Here is an 18396-nt window from a genome sequence, read left to right on the forward strand (position 1 = left end):
GCCAGTACCCCGGCAACGGTGCTGCTCAGCCCTAGAGTCAAGATCTTTGCCGGATCTCACGAGAGGGCGAGATCACACCGGACGGTATGGTGCGCCCCAAGCGCCCGCCCCTAGCATTCGAGCCATGACGGTCCTGCCTGACGACGGGCTCTCCCTGGCCGCCGAGTTCCCTGACGCGACGCATGAGCAGTGGCAGCGCCTTGTAGAAGGCGTACTGCGCAAGTCGGGCAAGGAAGCCTCCGGCGAGGCCGCAGAAGATGCGTTGTCCACCCCTCTCGAGGACGGGCTCACCACCCGCCCGCTGTACACCGCGCCGCCCGACGGGACGGCTCCCGACATCGGTTTGCCCGGCTTCGCCCCCTTCGTACGCGGAGGCAGGCCGGAGGGCACCACCGCGAACGGCTGGGACGTGCGCCAGCGCCTCGCGGGCACCGATCCGGTGCGCGTGAACGAAGCGGCCCTCGCCGACCTGGAGAACGGGGTCACCTCCCTCTGGTTCACCGTGGGCCGCGGCGGCCTCCCGGTCGACGGCCTCGCGCGGGCGCTGGAGGGGGTCTACCTCGACCTCGCCCCGGTCTCCCTCGACGCCGGAGCCCAATACGCCGAAGCCGCCCGCGAGTTGCTGCGCCTGTTCACCGAGAGCGCGGTGGCCCCCGAGGTCGCGCGGGCCTCGCTGGGCGCCGACCCGCTGGGCCACGAGGCCCGGACCGGGGAAGCCCTGGACCCGGCCGCCGCCGTGGAGCTGGCCCGGGAGGCCGCCGCCGGCTGGCCCGGGGTGCGCGCCCTGACCGTGGACGCCCTGCCGTACCACGAGGCCGGCGGCAGCGCCGCCGAGGAGCTCGGCCTGTCCCTGGCCACGGGCGTCGCCTACCTGCGCGCCCTCACCGAGGCCGGACTGGGCGTCGAAGCCGCCCTGGGGCAGCTGGAGTTCCGTTACGCCGCCACCGCGGACCAGTTCCTCACCATCGCCAAGCTGCGCGCCGCGCGCCGGCTGTGGGCCCGTATCGCCGAGGCCTCGGGGGCCCCGGAGGCGGGTGCCCAGCTCCAGCACGCGGTGACCTCGCCGGTGATGATGACCCGCCGCGACCCCTGGGTGAACATGCTGCGCACCACCGTGGCCTGCATGGCCGCGGGCGTGGGCGGCGCGGACTCGGTCACCGTGCTCCCCTTCGACCACGAGCTGGGCCTGCCGGACGCCTTCGCGCGCCGGATCGCCCGCAACACCTCCACCATCCTGCTGGAGGAGTCCCACCTGGCCCGGGTCATCGACCCGGCCGGCGGCTCGTACTACGTGGAGCGGCTCACGGACGAACTGGCCCACGCCGCGTGGGAGTTCTTCCGGACCGTCGAGAAGGCCGGCGGCCAGGCCGCCGCCCTCCGCTCGGGACTGGTCGCCGAGCGGCTGGCCGCCACCTGGGCGGAGCGCTCCAAGAAGCTGGCCAAGCGCCGCGAACCCATCACCGGCGTCAGCGAGTTCCCGCTGCTGTCGGAGAAGCCCGTCGTACGCGAGCCCGCGCCCGCCGGACCCACCGGCGGACTGCCACGCGTGCGGCGCGACGAGGCGTACGAGGCCCTGCGCGCCCGCAGCGACGCGTATCTGGCGGCGACCGGCGCCCGGCCGAGGATCTTCCTCGCCGCGCTGGGTCCGGCGGCCGCGCACACCGCGCGCGCCACCTTCGCCTCGAACCTGTTCCAGGCGGGCGGCATCGAACCGGTGCACGACCCGGTGTCCGTGGACCCGGCGACGGCCGCCGAGGCCTACGCCGCCAGCGGCGCCGACGGCATGGCCGTGATCTGCTCCAGCGACGCGCTGTACGAGGAGCAGGCCGCGGCGGTGGCCGGGGCGCTGCGCGCGGCGGGCGCCACGACCGTCTTCCTCGCCGGCCGGCCGGGCACCGCAGAGGCTTCCGTGGACGAGTACGTCTTCGCCGGCTGTGACGCCGTCGCCGTGCTGTCCTCCGTACTCGACCGGATGGGAGTGCCCGCATGAGCATCCCCGATTTCTCCGAGCTGGCGCTCGGCTCCTCCACCGCCGGGGTCTCCGAGGAGCAGTGGCGGGCCTCGGTGAAGGAGTCCACCGGCACCGCGGCCGCCGACCTGCTGTGGGAGACCCCCGAGGGCATCGGCGTCAAGCCGCTGTACACCGGGCGGGACCTGGAGGGCCTGGACTTCCTGCAGACGTACCCGGGCGTGGCGCCGTACCTGCGCGGCCCGTACCCGACGATGTACGTGAACCAGCCCTGGACGATCCGGCAGTACGCCGGCTTCTCCACGGCCGAGGAGTCGAACGCCTTCTACCGGCGCAACCTGGCGTCCGGCCAGAAGGGCCTGTCGGTGGCCTTCGACCTGCCGACGCACCGCGGCTACGACAGCGACCACCCGCGCGTCACGGGCGACGTCGGCATGGCGGGCGTGGCGATCGACTCGATCTACGACATGCGGCAGCTGTTCGACGGGATCCCGCTGGACAAGATGTCCGTGTCGATGACGATGAACGGCGCGGTGCTGCCCGTCCTCGCGCTGTACATCGTGGCGGCGGAGGAGCAGGGCGTCTCCCCCGACAAGCTCGCCGGGACCATCCAGAACGACATCCTCAAGGAGTTCATGGTCCGCAACACCTACATCTATCCGCCGAAGCCCTCGATGCGGATCATCTCCGACATCTTTTCGTTCACTTCGCAGAAGATGCCGCGGTACAACTCGATCTCGATCTCGGGCTACCACATCCAGGAGGCCGGGGCCACGGCCGACCTGGAGCTGGCGTACACCCTCGCCGACGGCGTGGAGTACCTGCGGGCGGGGCAGGCCGTCGGGCTGGACGTGGACGCGTTCGCGCCGCGCCTGTCGTTCTTCTGGGCGATCGGCATGAACTTCTTCATGGAGGTCGCGAAGCTGCGCGCCGCCCGCCTGCTGTGGGCGCGCCTGGTCAGGCAGTTCGACCCGAAGAACGCCAAGTCGCTGTCGCTGCGCACGCATTCGCAGACCTCGGGCTGGTCGCTGACCGCGCAGGACGTCTTCAACAACGTGACGCGCACGTGCATCGAGGCGATGGCGGCGACCCAGGGCCACACCCAGTCGCTGCACACCAACGCCCTCGACGAGGCGCTCGCGCTGCCGACGGACTTCTCGGCGCGCATCGCCCGCAACACCCAGCTGCTGCTCCAGCAGGAGTCGGGGACCTGCCGGTCCATCGACCCGTGGGGCGGCAGCGCGTACGTCGAGAAGCTGACGTACGACCTGGCGCGCCGGGCGTGGCAGCACATCGAGGAGGTCGAGGCGGCCGGCGGCATGGCGCAGGCCATCGACGCGGGCATCCCGAAGCTGCGCGTGGAGGAGGCCGCGGCCCGTACGCAGGCGCGCATCGACTCGGGCCGCCAGCCGGTGATCGGCGTGAACAAGTACCGCGTGGAGAACGACGAGGCGATCGAGGTCCTGAAGGTCGACAACTCCTCGGTGCGCGCCCAGCAGATCGCCAAGCTGCGGCGGCTGCGCGAGGAGCGCGACGAGGCGCTCACGCAGGACACCCTGCGGGCGCTGACCAACGCGGCGGAGCGCGGGGACGGGAACCTGCTGGCCCTCGCGGTGGACGCGGCACGCGCCAAGGCCACGGTGGGTGAGATCTCGGACGCACTGGAAAAGGTGTACGGGCGGCACGCGAGCCAGATCCGTACGATCTCGGGTGTGTACCGCACCGAGGCAGGCGAGTCCCCGTCCCTGGAGCGCACCCGTGCGCTCATCGACCGGTTCGAGGAGGCGGAGGGCCGCCGTCCGCGCATCCTGGTCTGCAAGATGGGCCAGGACGGGCACGACCGCGGCCAGAAGGTGATCGCGTCCGCCTTCGCCGACCTGGGCTTCGACGTGGACGTCGGCCCGCTGTTCCAGACGCCGGCGGAGGTGGCCCGCCAGGCCGTCGAGGCGGACGTCCACGTGGTGGGCGTCTCGTCGCTGGCGGCCGGCCACCTGACCCTCGTACCGGCGCTGCGCGAGCAGTTGGCGGAGGAGGGCCGCGACGACATCATGATCGTCGTGGGCGGCGTGATCCCGCCGGCCGATGTCCCGACGCTGCTGGAGATGGGCGCGACGGCCGTGTTCCCGCCCGGCACGGTGATCCCGGACGCGGCCCACGACCTGGTGACGCGGCTGGCCGCGGACCTGGGCCACGAGCTGTAGGCGGCCGCCGGTGCCGAAGATCGACATCGAGGCCTACGCGAAGGGGGTGCTCGACGGGAAACGCGCGTTCATCGCCCGCGCGATCACTCTCGTCGAGTCCACCCTGCCCGCTCACCGGGTGCTGGCGCAGGGGCTGTTGACGGAGCTGCTGCCGCACGCGGGCCGGGCCCGCCGGATCGGCATCAGCGGTGTCCCGGGGGTGGGCAAGTCCACCTTCATCGACGCGTTCGGAACCATGCTGACGGGTCTGGGCCACCGGGTCGCGGTCCTCGCGGTGGACCCGTCGTCCACGCGGACGGGCGGCTCCATCCTGGGTGACAAGACCCGGATGGAGCGGCTGTCGGTGGACCCGGCGGCGTTCGTCCGGCCGTCCCCGTCGGCGGGCACGCTGGGCGGGGTCGCCAAGGCCACCCGGGAGTCGATGATCGTGATGGAGGCGGCGGGCTACGACGTGGTCCTCGTCGAGACGGTCGGCGTGGGCCAGTCGGAGACCACGGTGGCGGGCATGGTCGACTCCTTCCTGCTGCTCTCGCTGGCCCGTACGGGCGACCAGTTGCAGGGCATCAAGAAGGGCGTCCTGGAACTGGCGGACGTCCTGGCGGTCAACAAGGCGGACGGCCCGCACGAGCGCGACGCGAAGGCGGCGGCGCGGGAACTGTCGGGCGCGCTGCGGCTGATGCACCCCGTGGACGCGGCCTGGACGCCGCCGGTCCTGACGTGCAGCGCGCGGGAGTCGGCCGGGCTGGACGAGGTGTGGAACCGCCTCGAACAGCACCGGACCCTGCTGGACGCGGGGGGTCGGCTGGCGGCGAAGCGGGCTGCGCAGCAGGTGGAGTGGACGTGGTCGATGGTGCGGGAGGAGCTGCTGGAGCGGTTGCGGGCGGATCCTGCCGTACGGGACGTCGCCCCGGACCTCGAGGCCTCGGTCCGGGCGGGCACCGTCACGGCCACGTCTGCGGCGGACCAGATCCTGGCGGCGTTCGGCCGCGGCTGACGGGGCGCGTGCGGCGCCGTTGCGGGGCTCCGCCCCCGAACCCCCGCGCCTCAAACGCCGGCGGGGCTGAAAGACCGGGGCTCCGCCCCGAACCCCGCTCCTCAAACGCCGGAGGGGCTGGATTTGACCGGCGTTTGCGAGCGGGGTCCGGGGCGGGCGGGTCAGACCTCGGCCAGGATCGGGCTCGTCGCGTTGAGGGTGAGGCGCAGGATGCGGGTCTGTTCCACCGGGTTGTCGGTGGCGAGGAGCGCGGAGAGGACCGCGATGCGGGCCTGTCCGGCGCGGAGGGTGCCTGTCGGGACGGCTCCGGCGGCCACCAGGTCCACCGCGCCGCCGTGCGTGTAGATCTCGGTGACCGGCCCGGCCATGACCCGCGTGCTCAGCGCGACCAGCACCCCGCGGGCGACGGCGGCCTCGACCGCGGTCACGATCTCCGGGGTGGCGTTGCCCGCGCCGGTGCCGACGAGGACGATGCCGCGCGCGCCCGCCTCGACGGCGGCGTTCAGCAGGAGCGGGTCGCCGTCGGCGTGGTGGACCACGACGTCCACGCGCGGCGGGAGTTCCGGCATCGCCGGGAGCGGGAGCGGGGCCGGGCGCTGCGGGGTGCGCAGGATGGTGACCTTGCCGAAGCCGATCTTCCCGAGCAGTTCCTTGGACGGGTCCGCGAACGCGTCCAGCTCCACGGCCTGGGTCTTCACCGTGCCCCGCGCGGCGTGGACCCGCCCGGCGAAGGCGATGAGGACGCCGAGGCCGCGGGTGTTCGCGGCGGTGAGCAGGGCGTCGTAGAGGTTGCCCGGCCCGTCCCCGTCGGCGGTGCCCATGGGCCGCTGCGATCCGGTGAACACGACGGAGCGCGGGTCGTGGTGGTGGAGGTCGACGAGGAACGCCGACTCCTCCAGGGTGTCGGTGCCGTGCGTGACGACGATGCCGTCCACGTCGGGGTCAGCGAGCACCTCGTGGACGGTGCGCAGCAGGGTGAGCTGGTGGGCGGTGGTGAGCCGGGGGCTGTTCACGCTGAACAGGTCCACGACCTCGACCGTGACGCCCTCGGGCAGCGGCGCGGTCGCGATGACCTCGCTGCCGTCGGCGTCCGCGGCGAAGCCGGAGCCCTGCCAGCGGCTGGCTATCGTTCCGCCGGTGCTGATGACGACGATCCGTCCCATTGGCCGTGGCCGCCCTTCTCGTACTCACCCATGGTCACTCGCACATATGTGCTCAAAGCAGCAATGATAGAGCGATCTACGCGCAATGTGATTGCGTCTTCCGCCGGTCCTGTAATACAGCGTGGGTGATAATTGCGTCATGGACGCGATTGACAGGGATATCTTGCGTGAGCTCCAAGCCGATGGCCGTCTCAGCAACCAGGAACTCGCCCAGCGCGTGGGCCTGACCCCTTCCCCCTGCATGCGCCGGGTGCGCCAGCTGGAACAGGACGGGGTGATCCAGGGCTACCGCGCCGTCATCTCCCCCGAGGCGGTGGGCCGGGGCTTCGAGGTGCTCGTCTCGATCGAGGTGCGCCGCGACCGCGAGGCGGTCGAGGCCTTCGAGGCGGCCCTCCAGGAGATTCCCGACGTCATCGAGGCCTACCGCCTCTTCGGCAGCCCCGGCTGCCTGCTGCGCATCGCCGTCGCGGACCTGCGGGCGTACGAGCGGCTGTGGATCGAGAAGCTGACGGCCCTCTCCGGTATCACCGAGGTCAACTCGCAGATCATCATGAAGCGCGTCAAGGAACCGAACGGCCTGCCCGTCGACTTCCGCTGACACCCGTGAACGACAGGGGGAAACCCCTCGGCGCCGGTGACCCCGTCCGGCTCGGTCCAGCGCTGACGCGAACGCCCGTACGCCGACGGCTCCCAGAGCCGTCGGCGTACGGGGTGTTCGGGTCGGCTGGTCGTCAGCCGGGGATGTGGGCCTCCTGCTCCCGGCGCTGGGCCGGGATCGCGGCGCCGAGCACGTGGTTCAGCTTCTCCCCCTCGACGTCCATGTTCGGCAGCAGCCTGTCGAGCCAGCGGGGCAGCCACCAGGCCGACCTGCCGAGCAGGGCGAACAGGGCGGGCACGAGGGCCATGCGGACGACGAAGGCGTCGAAGAGGACGGCGATGGCGAGGCTGAAGCCGACCATCTTGACGAAGACGTTGTCCTCCATGATGAAGCCGGAGAAGACGCTGACCATGATGATCGCGGCGGCGCCGACCACCCGTCCGCCGTAGCGGAATCCGGTGACCACGGCCTCGGAGGGCTGCGCCCCGTGGACGTAGGCCTCCCGCATGCGGGTCACGAGGAAGACCTCGTAGTCCATCGCGAGACCGAAGACCACACCGATCATGAAGATCGGCAGGGTGCTCATGATCGGGCCGGGCTGCTCGACTCCGAAGAAGTCACCGAGCCAGCCCCACTGGAAGACGGCCACGACAGCGCCGAGGGCCGCGCTCACGGAGAGCAGGAAGCCGAGCGCCGCCTTGAGCGGGACGAGCAGCGACCGGAAGACGAGCACCAGCAGCAGGAAGGCGAGGCCGACGACCAGGCCCAGGTAGGGCAGCATCGCGTCGTCGAGGGTCTGGGAGAAGTCGATGAACAGGGCGGTCTGACCGGTCACCAGGATCTCGGCGCCGCCGTTGGCCGCCCCGAGGGTGCCGGCGATGTCCCGGATGTGCGCGACCAGTTCCTCGGTCTCGGTCTCGGTGGGACCGGTCTTCGGGATGACGGTGAGGACCGCGGTGTCGCCCTTGTCGTTGGGGGTCGCGGGGGTCACCGTGGCGACGCCCTCGACGGTACCGAGCTGCTTGCCCACCCCCGCGGCGGCGCTCGCCGCGTCCTTGGCCTGGACGGTGACCATCAGCGGTCCGTTGAAGCCGGCCCCGAAGGACTCGGACAGCATGTCGTAGGCCTTGCGCTGGGTGGTGTCCGGCGCCATGGTGCCCTCGCCGGGCAGGCCGAGCTGCAGGCTGGCGGCGGGCACCGCGATGGCACCGAGGCCCACGACGCCGAAGAGGAGGACGACGAGGGGACGGCGTACGACGAACCGTGCCCAGCGGGTGCCCAGGTTCTGCTTCTGACGGCCGGCCCGCTTGTCGGCCTTGCGCTGCTGGCGCTCGGAGAGCGGCTTGCCGTAGTACTTCCTGCGCTCCTTGCGGGGCATGACCTTGATCGGGGCGAAGCCGAGGAGCGCCGGGACGAAGGTGGTGGCGATCAGTACGGCGACGGCGACGGTGCCGGCCGCGGCGAGGCCCATCTTGGTGAGCATCGGGATGTTCACCACGCTGAGGCCGGCGAGGGCGACGATGACGGTGAGACCGGCGAAGACGACGGCCGAGCCGGCCGTGCCGACGGCCCGTCCCGCGGCGTCCTGGCGCTCGCGGCCCTCGGCCATCTCGGAGCGGTAGCGGGAGACGATGAACAGGGCGTAGTCGATGCCGACGGCGAGGCCGATCATCAGCGCGAGGGTGGACGTGGTGCTGGAGAGGCCGAAGGTGGTGCCGAGCGCGGTGATGGCCGCACCACCGATGGCGACGCCGAAGATGGCCGTGAGCAGGGGCATGCCGGCCGCGATCATCGAGCCGAAGGTGAGGACCAGGACGATCGCCGAGACCAGGATGCCGATGCCCTCGGCGCCACCGCCCGGGGCCCCGTCCACCTTGACGGCGTCACCGCCGGCCTCGACGGTCAGGCCGGCGGCCCGGCCGTCCTCGAGTGCCTTCTCGAGGCCGTCGTGCGCCTCGTCGGTCACCTTGAGGGCCGTGACGCTGTACGTGGCCACGGCGTAGGCCGTGGTGCCGTCCTGGCTGACGGTGTTGGTCTTGAAGGGGTCGGAGGCCGAGACGACGTCGGGCGCCTTGGCGAGCGCGCCGACCAGGCTCTCGACCTTGGCCTTCTGGGCCGGATCGGTGAGCTTCTCGCCGGCGGGGGCACGGACCACCACGCGGGCGGTCGCGCCGTCCACGCTCATGGCCGGGAACTTCTCCTTCAGCAGGTCGAAGGCCTTCTGCGACTCCGTACCCGGCATCGAGAACGTGTCGGTCGGCGGCGGCGGAGCGACGGAGGCCGCGAAACCGGCCCCGACGACGACGGCGAGCCACAGCAGTGTCACCAGGCCTCGTCGCCTGAAGGCGAATCGGCCCACTTTGTAAAGGAAGGTGGCCATAGCGAAAAGAACTCCTGTTTGAATCGGTACCGCGGGCTGCGGCGGGTGTTTCCGTGGGGGACGGACGGCCGATCAGTACGAAAGAAGGCGAAGAGGCGAGGCGTCAGCGGCGCGTTTCCAGCGCCGCCGAGCCGATGACGCCATGATGGCACACACATGGCGCCATTGTCGCGCCATATCTGAGCCACAGCGGCAGCCTGGCTGAAAGGCGCCGCCCGTTCGGGCGGGTCGCGGGCTCTCCGGCGCGACCGCGCACACCGCGCCCACCTGGGCCGCGACGGCCGCGGCCGACGGCACATCCCGGTCCCGGCACGGCCGTACGAACCATCGCGTTCCGGCCGGTGCCCATCAGGGCCGCCCGTCCGCGACGGCGGCACCGACCCGGTCGGCGTGGCGCCACGATGGCGCCATCGATCGGCTCACAGCGGCGCCTCCGCCTCGTCCGGGTCCGGCACGATCACCGTGCCGACCCCTTCGTCCGCGAACATCTCCAGCAGGACCGCGTGCGGGACCCGCCCGTCGATCACCCGGGCCATCTCGACGCCGCCGCGCACCGCGTGCAGGCAGCCGGTCATCTTGGGGACCATGCCGTCGGCCAGTTCCGGCAGCAGCTTCTCCAGCTCGCGGGCGGTGAGCCGGTCGATGACCTCGTCGCTGAGCGGCCAGCCCGCGTACAGGCCCTCGACGTCGGTGAGCATGATCAGCTCCTGGGCGCCCAGCGCGGTGGCGAGCGCCGCGGCCGCGGTGTCGGCGTTGACGTTGTAGACGTGACCGTCCTCCGCACTGCGCGCGACGGGCGAAACCACCGGGATGCGACCGTCCGCCAGCAGTGCCTCGATGGCTCCGGTGTCCACGCGGGAGATGTCGCCGACCCTGCCGATGTCCACCGGTTCGCCGTCGATCCACGGCACGTGCCGGGTCGCGGTGAGGGTGTCCGCGTCCTCGCCGGTGATGCCGACGGCGAGCGGGCCGTACGCGTTGATCAGCCCGACCAGTTCGCGCTGCACCTGTCCCGCGAGCACCATCCGGACCACGTCCATGGCGGGTGTGGAGGTGACCCTGAGCCCTGCCTTGAACTCGCTGGCCAGGCCGCGCCGTTCGAGTTCGGCGCCGATCTGCGGACCGCCTCCGTGGACGACCACGGGCTTCAGCCCGGCGAAGCGCAGGAAGACCACGTCGCGGGCGAAGGCGGCGGTCAGCGCATCGTCGACCATGGCGTGCCCGCCCAGCTTGATGACGACGGTCCGGTCCTGACGACTGGTCAGCCAGGGCAGCGCGTCGCCCACCGACTGCGCCTTGGCCAGGGCGGGATGCAGACGGGTCGTCATGAGAACCTCGGGCGCAGGGTGAAGAGAACGCCGGCCGCGCTGGTGACGCTCATCGGCACAACTCCTTCTGTGGAGGACTCAGAGCTCCCGGGAAACGTGAATTCCCGCGGCCGGGGGCCGCGGTCACCGGTCCAGCATCGCGCGGTGGAATGGCCCACCGGAAGCCCATTCCGGGGAACTCGGTGCAGAACGACGAAGATTCAGGGCAGGGTGTCGGCGCTGTCCCGTCAACAGGACAGCGGGGGGAAGAGCGTCGGCGACCGGTGGAGCGCTTCATGGCCACACCGGTCTCCACGCGGCGCCCGAAAGGTGCCATGATCAGGCGTGGCGGTCTCGCCAACTCCATCCCCACTAACGGATGACGGTCCGTTTCCCGGCCGGGAAACGGACCGTGAACGGCTTGAATTGGAGTGCATTCATGAGCAGCAACCCGTTCGACGACGCCGACGGCCGGTTCTACGTCTTGGTCAACGACGAGGAGCAGCACTCGCTGTGGCCTTCGTTCGCCGAGATCCCGGCCGGCTGGCGCATCGTATTCGGCGAGGAAAGCCGCCAGCAGTGCCTGGAGCACGTCGAGGCGAACTGGACCGATCTGCGCCCGAAGAGCCTGCGCGACGCGATGGCCGCGGACTCGGTTTCCGTCGACGCCGCGTGAGGTGAATGCGGCATTCCACGGAATGACCGAGGACAGACGAAGGGTGGGCCCCGGTGCTGCACGAACAGCACCGGGGCCCACCCTTCGGCGTGGTGGCGAGGAACGCGGGGTCAGGCCCGGCCGCCCGCGCCCGCGACCTCGACGGTACGGGTCACGGCCTGCTCCTGTTCGGCCCGCCGCAGGACGATGGAGTCGGCGATCTCGCCGCTGCGCACCGCGATGTTCGACAGCAGGGACGAGGACAGCCCGTGGGTGTGCTCGGTGCCGCCCTGGAGGTAGATCCCGCAGGACGGTCCGGTCGCGGTGACGAGCCGGTAGTCGCGCTCCACCCGGTGGCGGCCGCTGACGTCCCGCAGGAAGTGGCGGTCGAAGTCGCCGAGCAGGCGGGCCGGGTCCATGCCCTCGTAACCGGTGGCGAAGACGAGCGCGTCGACGTGCAGCTCCTGGGGCTCGCTGTCGAGCAGCGAGTTCAGGGTGATCCGCGTGTCGCTGCCGGCCCGGGCGACCTCCGCGACCCGGGTGAGGTTGAGGAAGTACAGCCGCTTGCTGCCGCGCACCTCCTCCTCGTACGAGCGCTGGTGCAGGTCGCGGATGACCTCGTCGTCGACCACCGAGTAGTTCGTGTTCCGGTGGTAGTGCCAGAAGGCCTCCCGCGCCTGGTCGGTGCCGAAGTAGTACTCGTCGACCGCGGCCGGGTCGAACACCTGGTTGGCGAAGGGCGTGTCGTCCGCGACGGAGTACCCGTAGGACGGGATGACCGCCGAGACGCGCGCGTGGGGCAGCTTGTCGTACAGGAACCTGGTGATCTCGGCCGCGCTCTGGCCGGCGCCGACGACCGCCACGCTCTTCAGCCCCTGCGGGTCGAGGCCGTGGAACTTCTCCAGGAACTCGGAGCTGTGCCACACCCGCTCGTCGCGGGCGACGCCGGCGGGCATCCGCGGCACGAGGCCCGTCGAGATGGTCACGTTGCGCGCGCGGACGTGGCGGACGCCACCGGCCGCGTCGCGGACCTCGAGCCGCAGGTGCTCGGGGGTCCCGGACCCGGTGTCCTGCACGGGCCGGATCGCGGTGACCTCGGACCCGTAGGAGACGCGGTCGGAAAGGCCCGACGCGGCCCATTCCAGGTACTGGTGGAATTCCTGCCGGGTCGGGAAGAAGTCCTGGTTGTTCACGAACTGAACCAGCCGGCCCGCGGCGTGCAGATACGACACGAAGCTGAACCGGGACACCGGATTGCGGAAGGTGGCCAGGTCCTTCAGGAACGAGATCTGCATCGTCGTCGACGGGAGCAGCATGTTGCGGTGCCAGCCGAAGGCGGCCTGCCGCTCGAAGAACGCGGCCTTGACCGGGTGTTCCGGAACATTGGCCCGGTGCTCTTCCAGAGCGATCGCGAGCGACAGGTTCGACGGGCCGAAGCCGATGCCGACCACGTCGTATATATCGTGGTTATGCGTACCTGTTGTACCCATAGACAATTCTCCCGCTAGCGTCTTCGGAATCTCGACCGGTGATCCGGGAGACCTCTGATCAGTATTGCGCCGGAGAACGCCCCGGCGCCAACCTGTAGACGTCAAGAAGAGGGTCCCGGCGGCCCCGTTGCGGGTCGAATACCGAATGCCCCTGTCCGGCCGACAGGACAGCGGTATGGTCGGTCCGGATTTCCATGTCCTCATACATTGCGCCGACCGAAAGGCTGAATTCCGGATGTTCGTCCCCAGTAACTATCGCGAACCGGACGGTTCGTGGATGACCGATCTGATACGAGACAATCCGCTGGCCCTGGCGGTGACCAACGGGACGCCGGAAGACGGCCCCTTCGCCACGCACCTGCCCGTTATCGCGGACCCCCAGGCGAACGAGGAATGGGCGGACGACCTGTCCGGCGGCATTCTGCTCGGGCACATGAACAGGGCCAATCCGCACTGGGCGGCGCTGGAATCCGGCAGCCTCGTCCTGCTGACCTTCACCGGCCCGCACTCCTATGTCTCGCCGACGGTGTACGAGAAGTCGCCGGCCGCCCCGACGTGGAACTTCACCTCGGTGCACGTGCGCGGTGTGGTGGAGAAGATCGACTCGATCGAGGAGACGATGGGAGTCGTGCAGTCGACCGTGCGCGCCTTCGAGGAGTCGAAGTTCGGCACCGGCTGGGACATGTCCGATTCCCTCGGCTACTTCCGGCGGATCGTGCCCGCCGTCGGCGCCTTCCGGGTCGTCGTCTCGGGGGCCGAGGGCATGTTCAAGCTCAGCCAGGAACAGCCCTCCGAGGTCCGCGGCCGGGTACTGGACTCGTTCACGCACAGCCCGTGCACCCGGCAGCGCGACACGGCCGACCTGATGCGCCAGCTGCCCTGAGCGGCCAGGCCGCCGGTCCCAGCCGTCAGGGCCCGCCCTCCCGGTGGAGTGCGGGCCCTGCGGCGCGCGCCGCCGAAGCGGTCAGGCGGTGATGGCCGGCCGCTCGGAGCGCGCCGGTCCGCCGGGCTCCGCCGTCCCTTCGCGCTCCGCGGACCCATGGCCGTCCTCCAGCTCCTCGAGCTCCTCCAGGGCCTCCAAGGCTTCCAAGGCCTCCAGGGCCTCCTTGGCCGCGCTGTCCAAGGTCACCAGCACCCAGCGCTCGAAGTCGACGCCCGCCTGCTCCGCGGCCTTGTGCCACCACTGGAGCCGGCTGCCGGGCACCTCGAGCCGCCGCGTCGGCTCGGCGGGCATCTTGACCTGCGCCTCGTCCTCGCGCGCGGCCCGGATGGCGCTGCGCAGCTGCTTGGTGGTCCACTTCCGCTGCTCGGCCCGGTCCAGCCAGGCCTCCTGCTCGTCGTACGGCAGGGAGGCCAGTTCGGCGTGGTGCTGGAAGCTGAGGGCGCCGCGCCGCCGGGTGAAGTCGAACCGGCGGGAGACCCAGGCGTAGTTGCGCAGGGTCTGGTACTGCAGCCCGGCGGCCCGAATGCCGCGCTGGTAGCGGTCGGTGTAGTGGTCCTTGCCGTACACGAGCCAGTCGCCCAGCCACCATGAGGAGGAATCGACGATTCCGGACAGCTGTCGGCCGGCCTTCTCCCAGTCGTCGAAGGACATCCCCGCCGGCATCTGCAGGCCCACCTTCGTGGTCAGCACCTGGCCACGACGCGGATCCTCGCCCATGGCCCGCCGCTGCCTCGGCGCCGGCTCGGGGCTCGTCCGGATCTGCCCGATTCTCGATCCCTCGATGTCGCCGGCCTGAATCACCATCATGCCTCCATGTGAAGGGTCCACAGCACAGGTGTGGAGGCTCCCAGCCCGTGCTAAAGGCAGGCCAAAGCGGCCGGACGCGGGCCCCGTCCCGCCGGCGCGGACCCTGCGGGCCGTCCCGTCGACAGGACGGCGTCACGGAGCTCGTCGAACAATCGAACAGCCGTCGGCCGTTGTCGGCGACTTTCTGTTCTCCGCCTCCCCGGCGGAGGGTATGTTCATTCTCGGCCAGAGTTTCTTCGCTGCGGCACATCGGAATTCCCATCGCCGCCGGCTCGGCTTGTTCGCGAGGCATCAGAGGTAAAAGCGGGCGGTCTTTGTCCTTTCACCACGCGCCCGCACCGCACCTCCCCCATTCAGCTCGTCCAGTCAATTCAGCAGGAGCAGGAGGATCGGAAATGACGCAGCGCGGGGCCGGGCACCGGCTTCCGATCACCTGACCGCCGAACACAACGGGGAGGACACGCATGAAGCACCGCAGCGCCGGCCCGCTGGGCCCGCTTCCGGAGTTCCTTGGGCAGTACGTGGCCGGGGAGGGGCAGGTCCCGGACGGCATCGACGTCGTCCCGTTCTTCACGCCCGCCGGGGACAAGATGTGGCTGGTGTGCGACTACGCGCTGGCCCGCAAGGTCCTGACGGACAAGCGGTTCAGCCGGGCCGAGGCCCTCGCGCCGCACGCCCCCAAACTCAACGACGCCCAGCCCGTGCCGAATTCGATGATGAGCATGGACGGAGCCGACCACTCCAGGCTGCGGCGCGTCGTCACCCGGGCGTTCACCACCGGCCGGACCGGCGCGATGGCCCCGGCCGTCGAGGAGCTCGCCGACCGGTACCTCGACGCCATGGCCGCGTCGGGCCCGGGCACCGACCTGATCGAGGCGCTCGCGGCGCCCCTGCCGCTGGCCGTCCTGTGCTCGCTGCTGGGCGTTCCGCCCGAGGACAGCACCCGGTTCCGCGACTGGGTCGAGGTGCTCTTCGACATCTCCGCCAGCACCCCGCAGGAGAAGGCCCGCCGCCGGCTCGAACTCATCGACTACATGGCCGACCTGATCGACCGCAAGCGCCGCCGTCCCGAGGACGACCTGCTCACCTCCATGATCGGCGCGCACGAGCAGGGCGACCTGTCCATGGGCGAACTGCTCACCATGGGACTGACCCTCCTGATGGCCGGCTACGAGACCGTCGTCGGGCAGATCGGCACCTCGGCGCACGCCCTGCTCCACGACCCGGCCGCGTACGCGGAGCTGTGCGAGCAGCCCGACCGGCTGGCCCCCACGGTCGAGGAGCTGCTGCGGCTGACCCCCTCCACCCCCATCAGCTTCCCCCGCGTCGCGGTGGAGCCGGTACCGCTCGGCAGCGTCACGGTCCAGGCCGGGGAGGGCGTCATCGTCTCCCTGCTGCACGGCAACCGTGACGGCAGGACGTTCGCGGACCCCGAACTGATGGACCCGCGGGGGCACGACGCCGCGCACCTGACGTTCGGTCACGGGGTGCACCGCTGTCTCGGCGCGCCGCTGGCCAGGCTCCAGCTGCAGATCGTCCTGGAGCGCCTGGTGCGGAGGTTCCCCACCCTGCGCCTGGCTCCCGGCCCCGACGCCGTCGTCTGGAAGGACGGCCTCGGCACGCGCGGGCTGTCCCGGCTGCGGGTGGAGTGGTAGCCGCTCCGCGCAGGCCGGTCGTACAGGCGGGTCGCCTCCCGGGTGTTCCGGGCGTCCCCCCCTCAAGTGCTGCTCCCTGGAACACCTTTGGACTTGGAGTGAGGATCCGCATGTCTGTCGAGACCACCCGCCGCGATGCCGAGCCCGTCGGGGACGCCGGGAATGCCGGGGAGCCCGTTGCCGTCATCGGGCTGTCCTGTCACTACCCGGACGCGCACTCCGGCGACTCCGAGGGCTTCGCCGCGGACGTCTTCGGCATCGCGCCGGACGCGGCCGCGTCGATGGACCCCGGGCAGCGGCTCCTGCTGGAACTGGGCTGGGAGGCGCTGGAGGGGGCCGGGATCGTGCCGGGCTCCCTGCGCGGCGCCCGCACGGGCGTCTTCCTGGGCGCGCCCGGCCCGGGACGGGCCGCGGATCCCGGCGAGGACAGCGCCGACAGCGCCGACAACGCTGACAACGCCCCGGACGCGGACCGCGCCGAGGGCGTGCGCGCCGTACTCGGTCTGAGCGGACCGGGCCGGACCGTGACCGGCGGCGCCCCGTCCACCCTGAGGGCGGTGCACCTGGCGTGCGAGAGCCTGCGCGCCGGTGAGTGCGGGATCGCGCTCGCGGGCGGTCTGGACGCCGAACCCGCGGGCGGGGCCGTTCTCGTACTCAAGCCCCTGGCGCGGGCCCTGGCCGACGGCGACCGGGTGCGCGGGGTCCTGCACGGCACCGGGCCGGCCGCCGGACCGGCCGAGGGCGGGAACACGCCCGCCGGCGGTACCGCCGGGCTGGTCGAGGCCCTGCGCTCCGCCGTCTCCCCTGCGGGCTCCGGGCAGCCGGTGGCCGTCTCCGACGTCGACGCCGACGGCACGGCCTGGGCCGTCGAGGTCGCCGGGGCGCCCCGTACCGAGCGGGCGCCGTCCGCCGTTCCGGCCGCCTTCCGGGGCGGCGCACTGCCGTGGATCCTCTCCGGAGCGGACGCCGCGGCCGAACGCGCTCAGGCCGCACGCCTCCTGGCCCACCTCACGGCGAACGCCACGGGCGTCGAGGCCGTGGCGGGCACCGCGAGCTCCGCGGCCACCGCACGCCCCGGCATCGCCGACATCGGTCGTTCCCTGGCCGTCTCGCGCACCGCGTTCGCCCACCGCTCGGTCCTGCTGGCCGGCACCGAGGCGGAGTTCGCCGAGGAGCTGGCGGCGCTCGCCGAGGGCCGCCGCGGCTCCGCGCGCGTGAGCGGCGCGGCCACGGGGCGCGAGCGGACCGTCTTCGTCTTCCCCGGCCACGGTTCGCAGTGGCCCGGCATGACCGCCGACCTGCTCGACACCTCCGACGTCTTCCTGGCCGTCATCCGGGCCACCGCCGAAGCGCTCGCCCCGTACGTCGACTGGTCGCTGGAGGACGTCCTGCGCGAGGTGCCCGGCGCGCCCGCGCTGGACCGCATCGACGTCATCCAGCCCGCCCTGTTCGCGACCGCGCTCGGCCTCGCCGCCCTGTGGCGCTCCTTCGGCATCGAGCCCGCCGCCGTCGTCGGGCACAGCATCGGCGAGCTCGCCGCGGCGGTCGTCGCGGGCGGGCTCACCCTGGAGGACGGCGCCCGCGCCGCCGCGCTGTGGGGCAAGGCGCAGGCCCGGCTCGCGGGCCGGGGCTCCATGCTCTCGGTGCTGCTGCCCCTGGAGGAGGTGCGGGCGCGCCTGGCGCCGTGGGGCGGGAAGCTGGCCGTCGCGGGCGTCAACGGGCCGCGGTCCATCGCCGTGGCCGGCGACATCGACGCCATCGAGCGCCTTCAGGAGGAGTTCACCGCGGAGGGCGTGCGGGCCCGGCGGGTCGCCATCGACTACGCGCCGCACTGCGCGCACATGGACGAGATCCACGAGGAGCTGCTCACCGTCCTGGCCCCACTGCGGCCTCGGAAGGGGAACATCCCCTTCTATTCCGCGCTGACCGGCGCCCTGCTGGACACCCGCTCGCTGGACGCCTCGTACTGGTTCCGCAGCCTGCGCGAGCCCGTGCTGTTCGAGAGCTCGATCCGCTGCCTCACCGATCACGACCTCTTCGTCGAGATCAGCCCCCACCCGGTGATGACCCTGCCCGTCGAGCAGACCCTGGAGACCACCGACTCCACGGCGCTCGTGGTCGGCTCGCTGCGCCGCGGTGCGGACGGGCCGCAGCGCTTCCTGTCCGCCGTGGCCGAGGCGTACGCGCACGGCGCTCCCGTGGACTGGAGCCCCGTCTTCCCGGCGGACGCCGCC

At 71.6% G+C, this 18396-nt stretch carries 12 protein-coding genes and 1 pseudogene; 8 read left to right on the top strand and 5 right to left on the bottom strand.

The window, feature by feature from the left end:
* The first annotated feature begins 124 nt into the window (after positions 1 to 124).
* From ACZ6JT_RS28745 to meaB, 3 genes are read left to right on the top strand one after another with little or no spacing between them, the layout of a single operon-like run.
* A complete protein-coding gene (locus ACZ6JT_RS28745) occupies positions 125 to 1990 on the top strand; it encodes a methylmalonyl-CoA mutase family protein (protein ID WP_469214114.1) in 1866 nt (621 codons plus the stop codon).
* Positions 1987 to 4170, top strand: a complete 2184-nt coding sequence (scpA, locus tag ACZ6JT_RS28750; protein WP_469214115.1) for a methylmalonyl-CoA mutase — start codon at positions 1987 to 1989, stop codon at positions 4168 to 4170. The genes ACZ6JT_RS28745 and scpA overlap by 4 nt, the downstream gene beginning before the upstream one ends.
* Before the next feature lie 10 nt (positions 4171 to 4180).
* Positions 4181 to 5164, top strand: a complete 984-nt coding sequence (meaB, locus tag ACZ6JT_RS28755; RefSeq protein WP_469214117.1) for a methylmalonyl Co-A mutase-associated GTPase MeaB — start codon at positions 4181 to 4183, stop codon at positions 5162 to 5164.
* 161 nt (positions 5165 to 5325) lie between these two features.
* Here the strand turns inward: meaB and ACZ6JT_RS28760 are convergent, their stop codons facing one another.
* Positions 5326 to 6327, bottom strand: a complete 1002-nt coding sequence (locus ACZ6JT_RS28760; protein ID WP_365477198.1) for an asparaginase — start codon at positions 6325 to 6327, stop codon at positions 5326 to 5328.
* A gap of 139 nt (positions 6328 to 6466) precedes the next feature.
* On the opposite strand from ACZ6JT_RS28760, the gene ACZ6JT_RS28765 reads away from it, so the two are divergent.
* Positions 6467 to 6925: an Lrp/AsnC family transcriptional regulator gene (locus ACZ6JT_RS28765; RefSeq protein WP_469214119.1), complete on the top strand. Its 459-nt coding sequence runs from the start codon at positions 6467 to 6469 to the stop codon at positions 6923 to 6925.
* Between the two features lie 133 nt (positions 6926 to 7058).
* Here the strand turns inward: ACZ6JT_RS28765 and ACZ6JT_RS28770 are convergent, their stop codons facing one another.
* A complete protein-coding gene (locus ACZ6JT_RS28770; RefSeq protein WP_469214121.1) occupies positions 7059 to 9305 on the bottom strand; it encodes an MMPL family transporter in 2247 nt (748 codons plus the stop codon).
* A gap of 419 nt (positions 9306 to 9724) precedes the next feature.
* The gene (gene argB / locus ACZ6JT_RS28775; protein ID WP_469214123.1) at positions 9725 to 10633 is read right to left on the bottom strand and encodes an acetylglutamate kinase; all 909 of its coding nucleotides are present in this window, start codon (positions 10631 to 10633) and stop codon (positions 9725 to 9727) included.
* A gap of 418 nt (positions 10634 to 11051) precedes the next feature.
* Here argB and ACZ6JT_RS28780 point away from each other — a divergent pair, with 418 nt between their 5' ends.
* Positions 11052 to 11288 carry an MbtH family protein gene (locus ACZ6JT_RS28780; protein WP_469214125.1) on the top strand — a complete coding sequence of 79 codons (237 nt, stop codon included), beginning with the start codon at positions 11052 to 11054 and terminating at the stop codon, positions 11286 to 11288.
* Between the two features lie 110 nt (positions 11289 to 11398).
* Here the strand turns inward: ACZ6JT_RS28780 and ACZ6JT_RS28785 are convergent, their stop codons facing one another.
* On the bottom strand, positions 11399 to 12757 hold the full coding sequence (locus ACZ6JT_RS28785; RefSeq protein WP_469214127.1) for a lysine N(6)-hydroxylase/L-ornithine N(5)-oxygenase family protein: 1359 nt from the start codon (positions 12755 to 12757) through the stop codon (positions 11399 to 11401).
* 235 nt (positions 12758 to 12992) lie between these two features.
* Here ACZ6JT_RS28785 and ACZ6JT_RS28790 point away from each other — a divergent pair, with 235 nt between their 5' ends.
* On the top strand, positions 12993 to 13640 hold the full coding sequence (locus ACZ6JT_RS28790; protein WP_469214129.1) for an FMN-binding negative transcriptional regulator: 648 nt from the start codon (positions 12993 to 12995) through the stop codon (positions 13638 to 13640).
* A gap of 81 nt (positions 13641 to 13721) precedes the next feature.
* Here the strand turns inward: ACZ6JT_RS28790 and ACZ6JT_RS28795 are convergent, their stop codons facing one another.
* Positions 13722 to 14507 (bottom strand): LmbU family transcriptional regulator, encoded by a 786-nt coding sequence (locus ACZ6JT_RS28795; protein ID WP_469214131.1) that lies wholly within the window; start codon positions 14505 to 14507, stop codon positions 13722 to 13724.
* A gap of 464 nt (positions 14508 to 14971) precedes the next feature.
* Here ACZ6JT_RS28795 and ACZ6JT_RS28800 point away from each other — a divergent pair, with 464 nt between their 5' ends.
* Together ACZ6JT_RS28800 and ACZ6JT_RS28805 are read left to right on the top strand one after the other, a co-directional pair.
* Positions 14972 to 16162: a cytochrome P450 gene (locus tag ACZ6JT_RS28800; RefSeq protein WP_469214133.1), complete on the top strand. Its 1191-nt coding sequence runs from the start codon at positions 14972 to 14974 to the stop codon at positions 16160 to 16162.
* Between the two features lie 281 nt (positions 16163 to 16443).
* Positions 16444 to 18294, top strand: a pseudogene (locus ACZ6JT_RS28805) (acyltransferase domain-containing protein); the annotation flags it as partial.
* Positions 18295 to 18396: the final 102 nt, after the last annotated feature.

Source organism: Streptomyces sp. NPDC046308 (assembly GCF_055588065.1).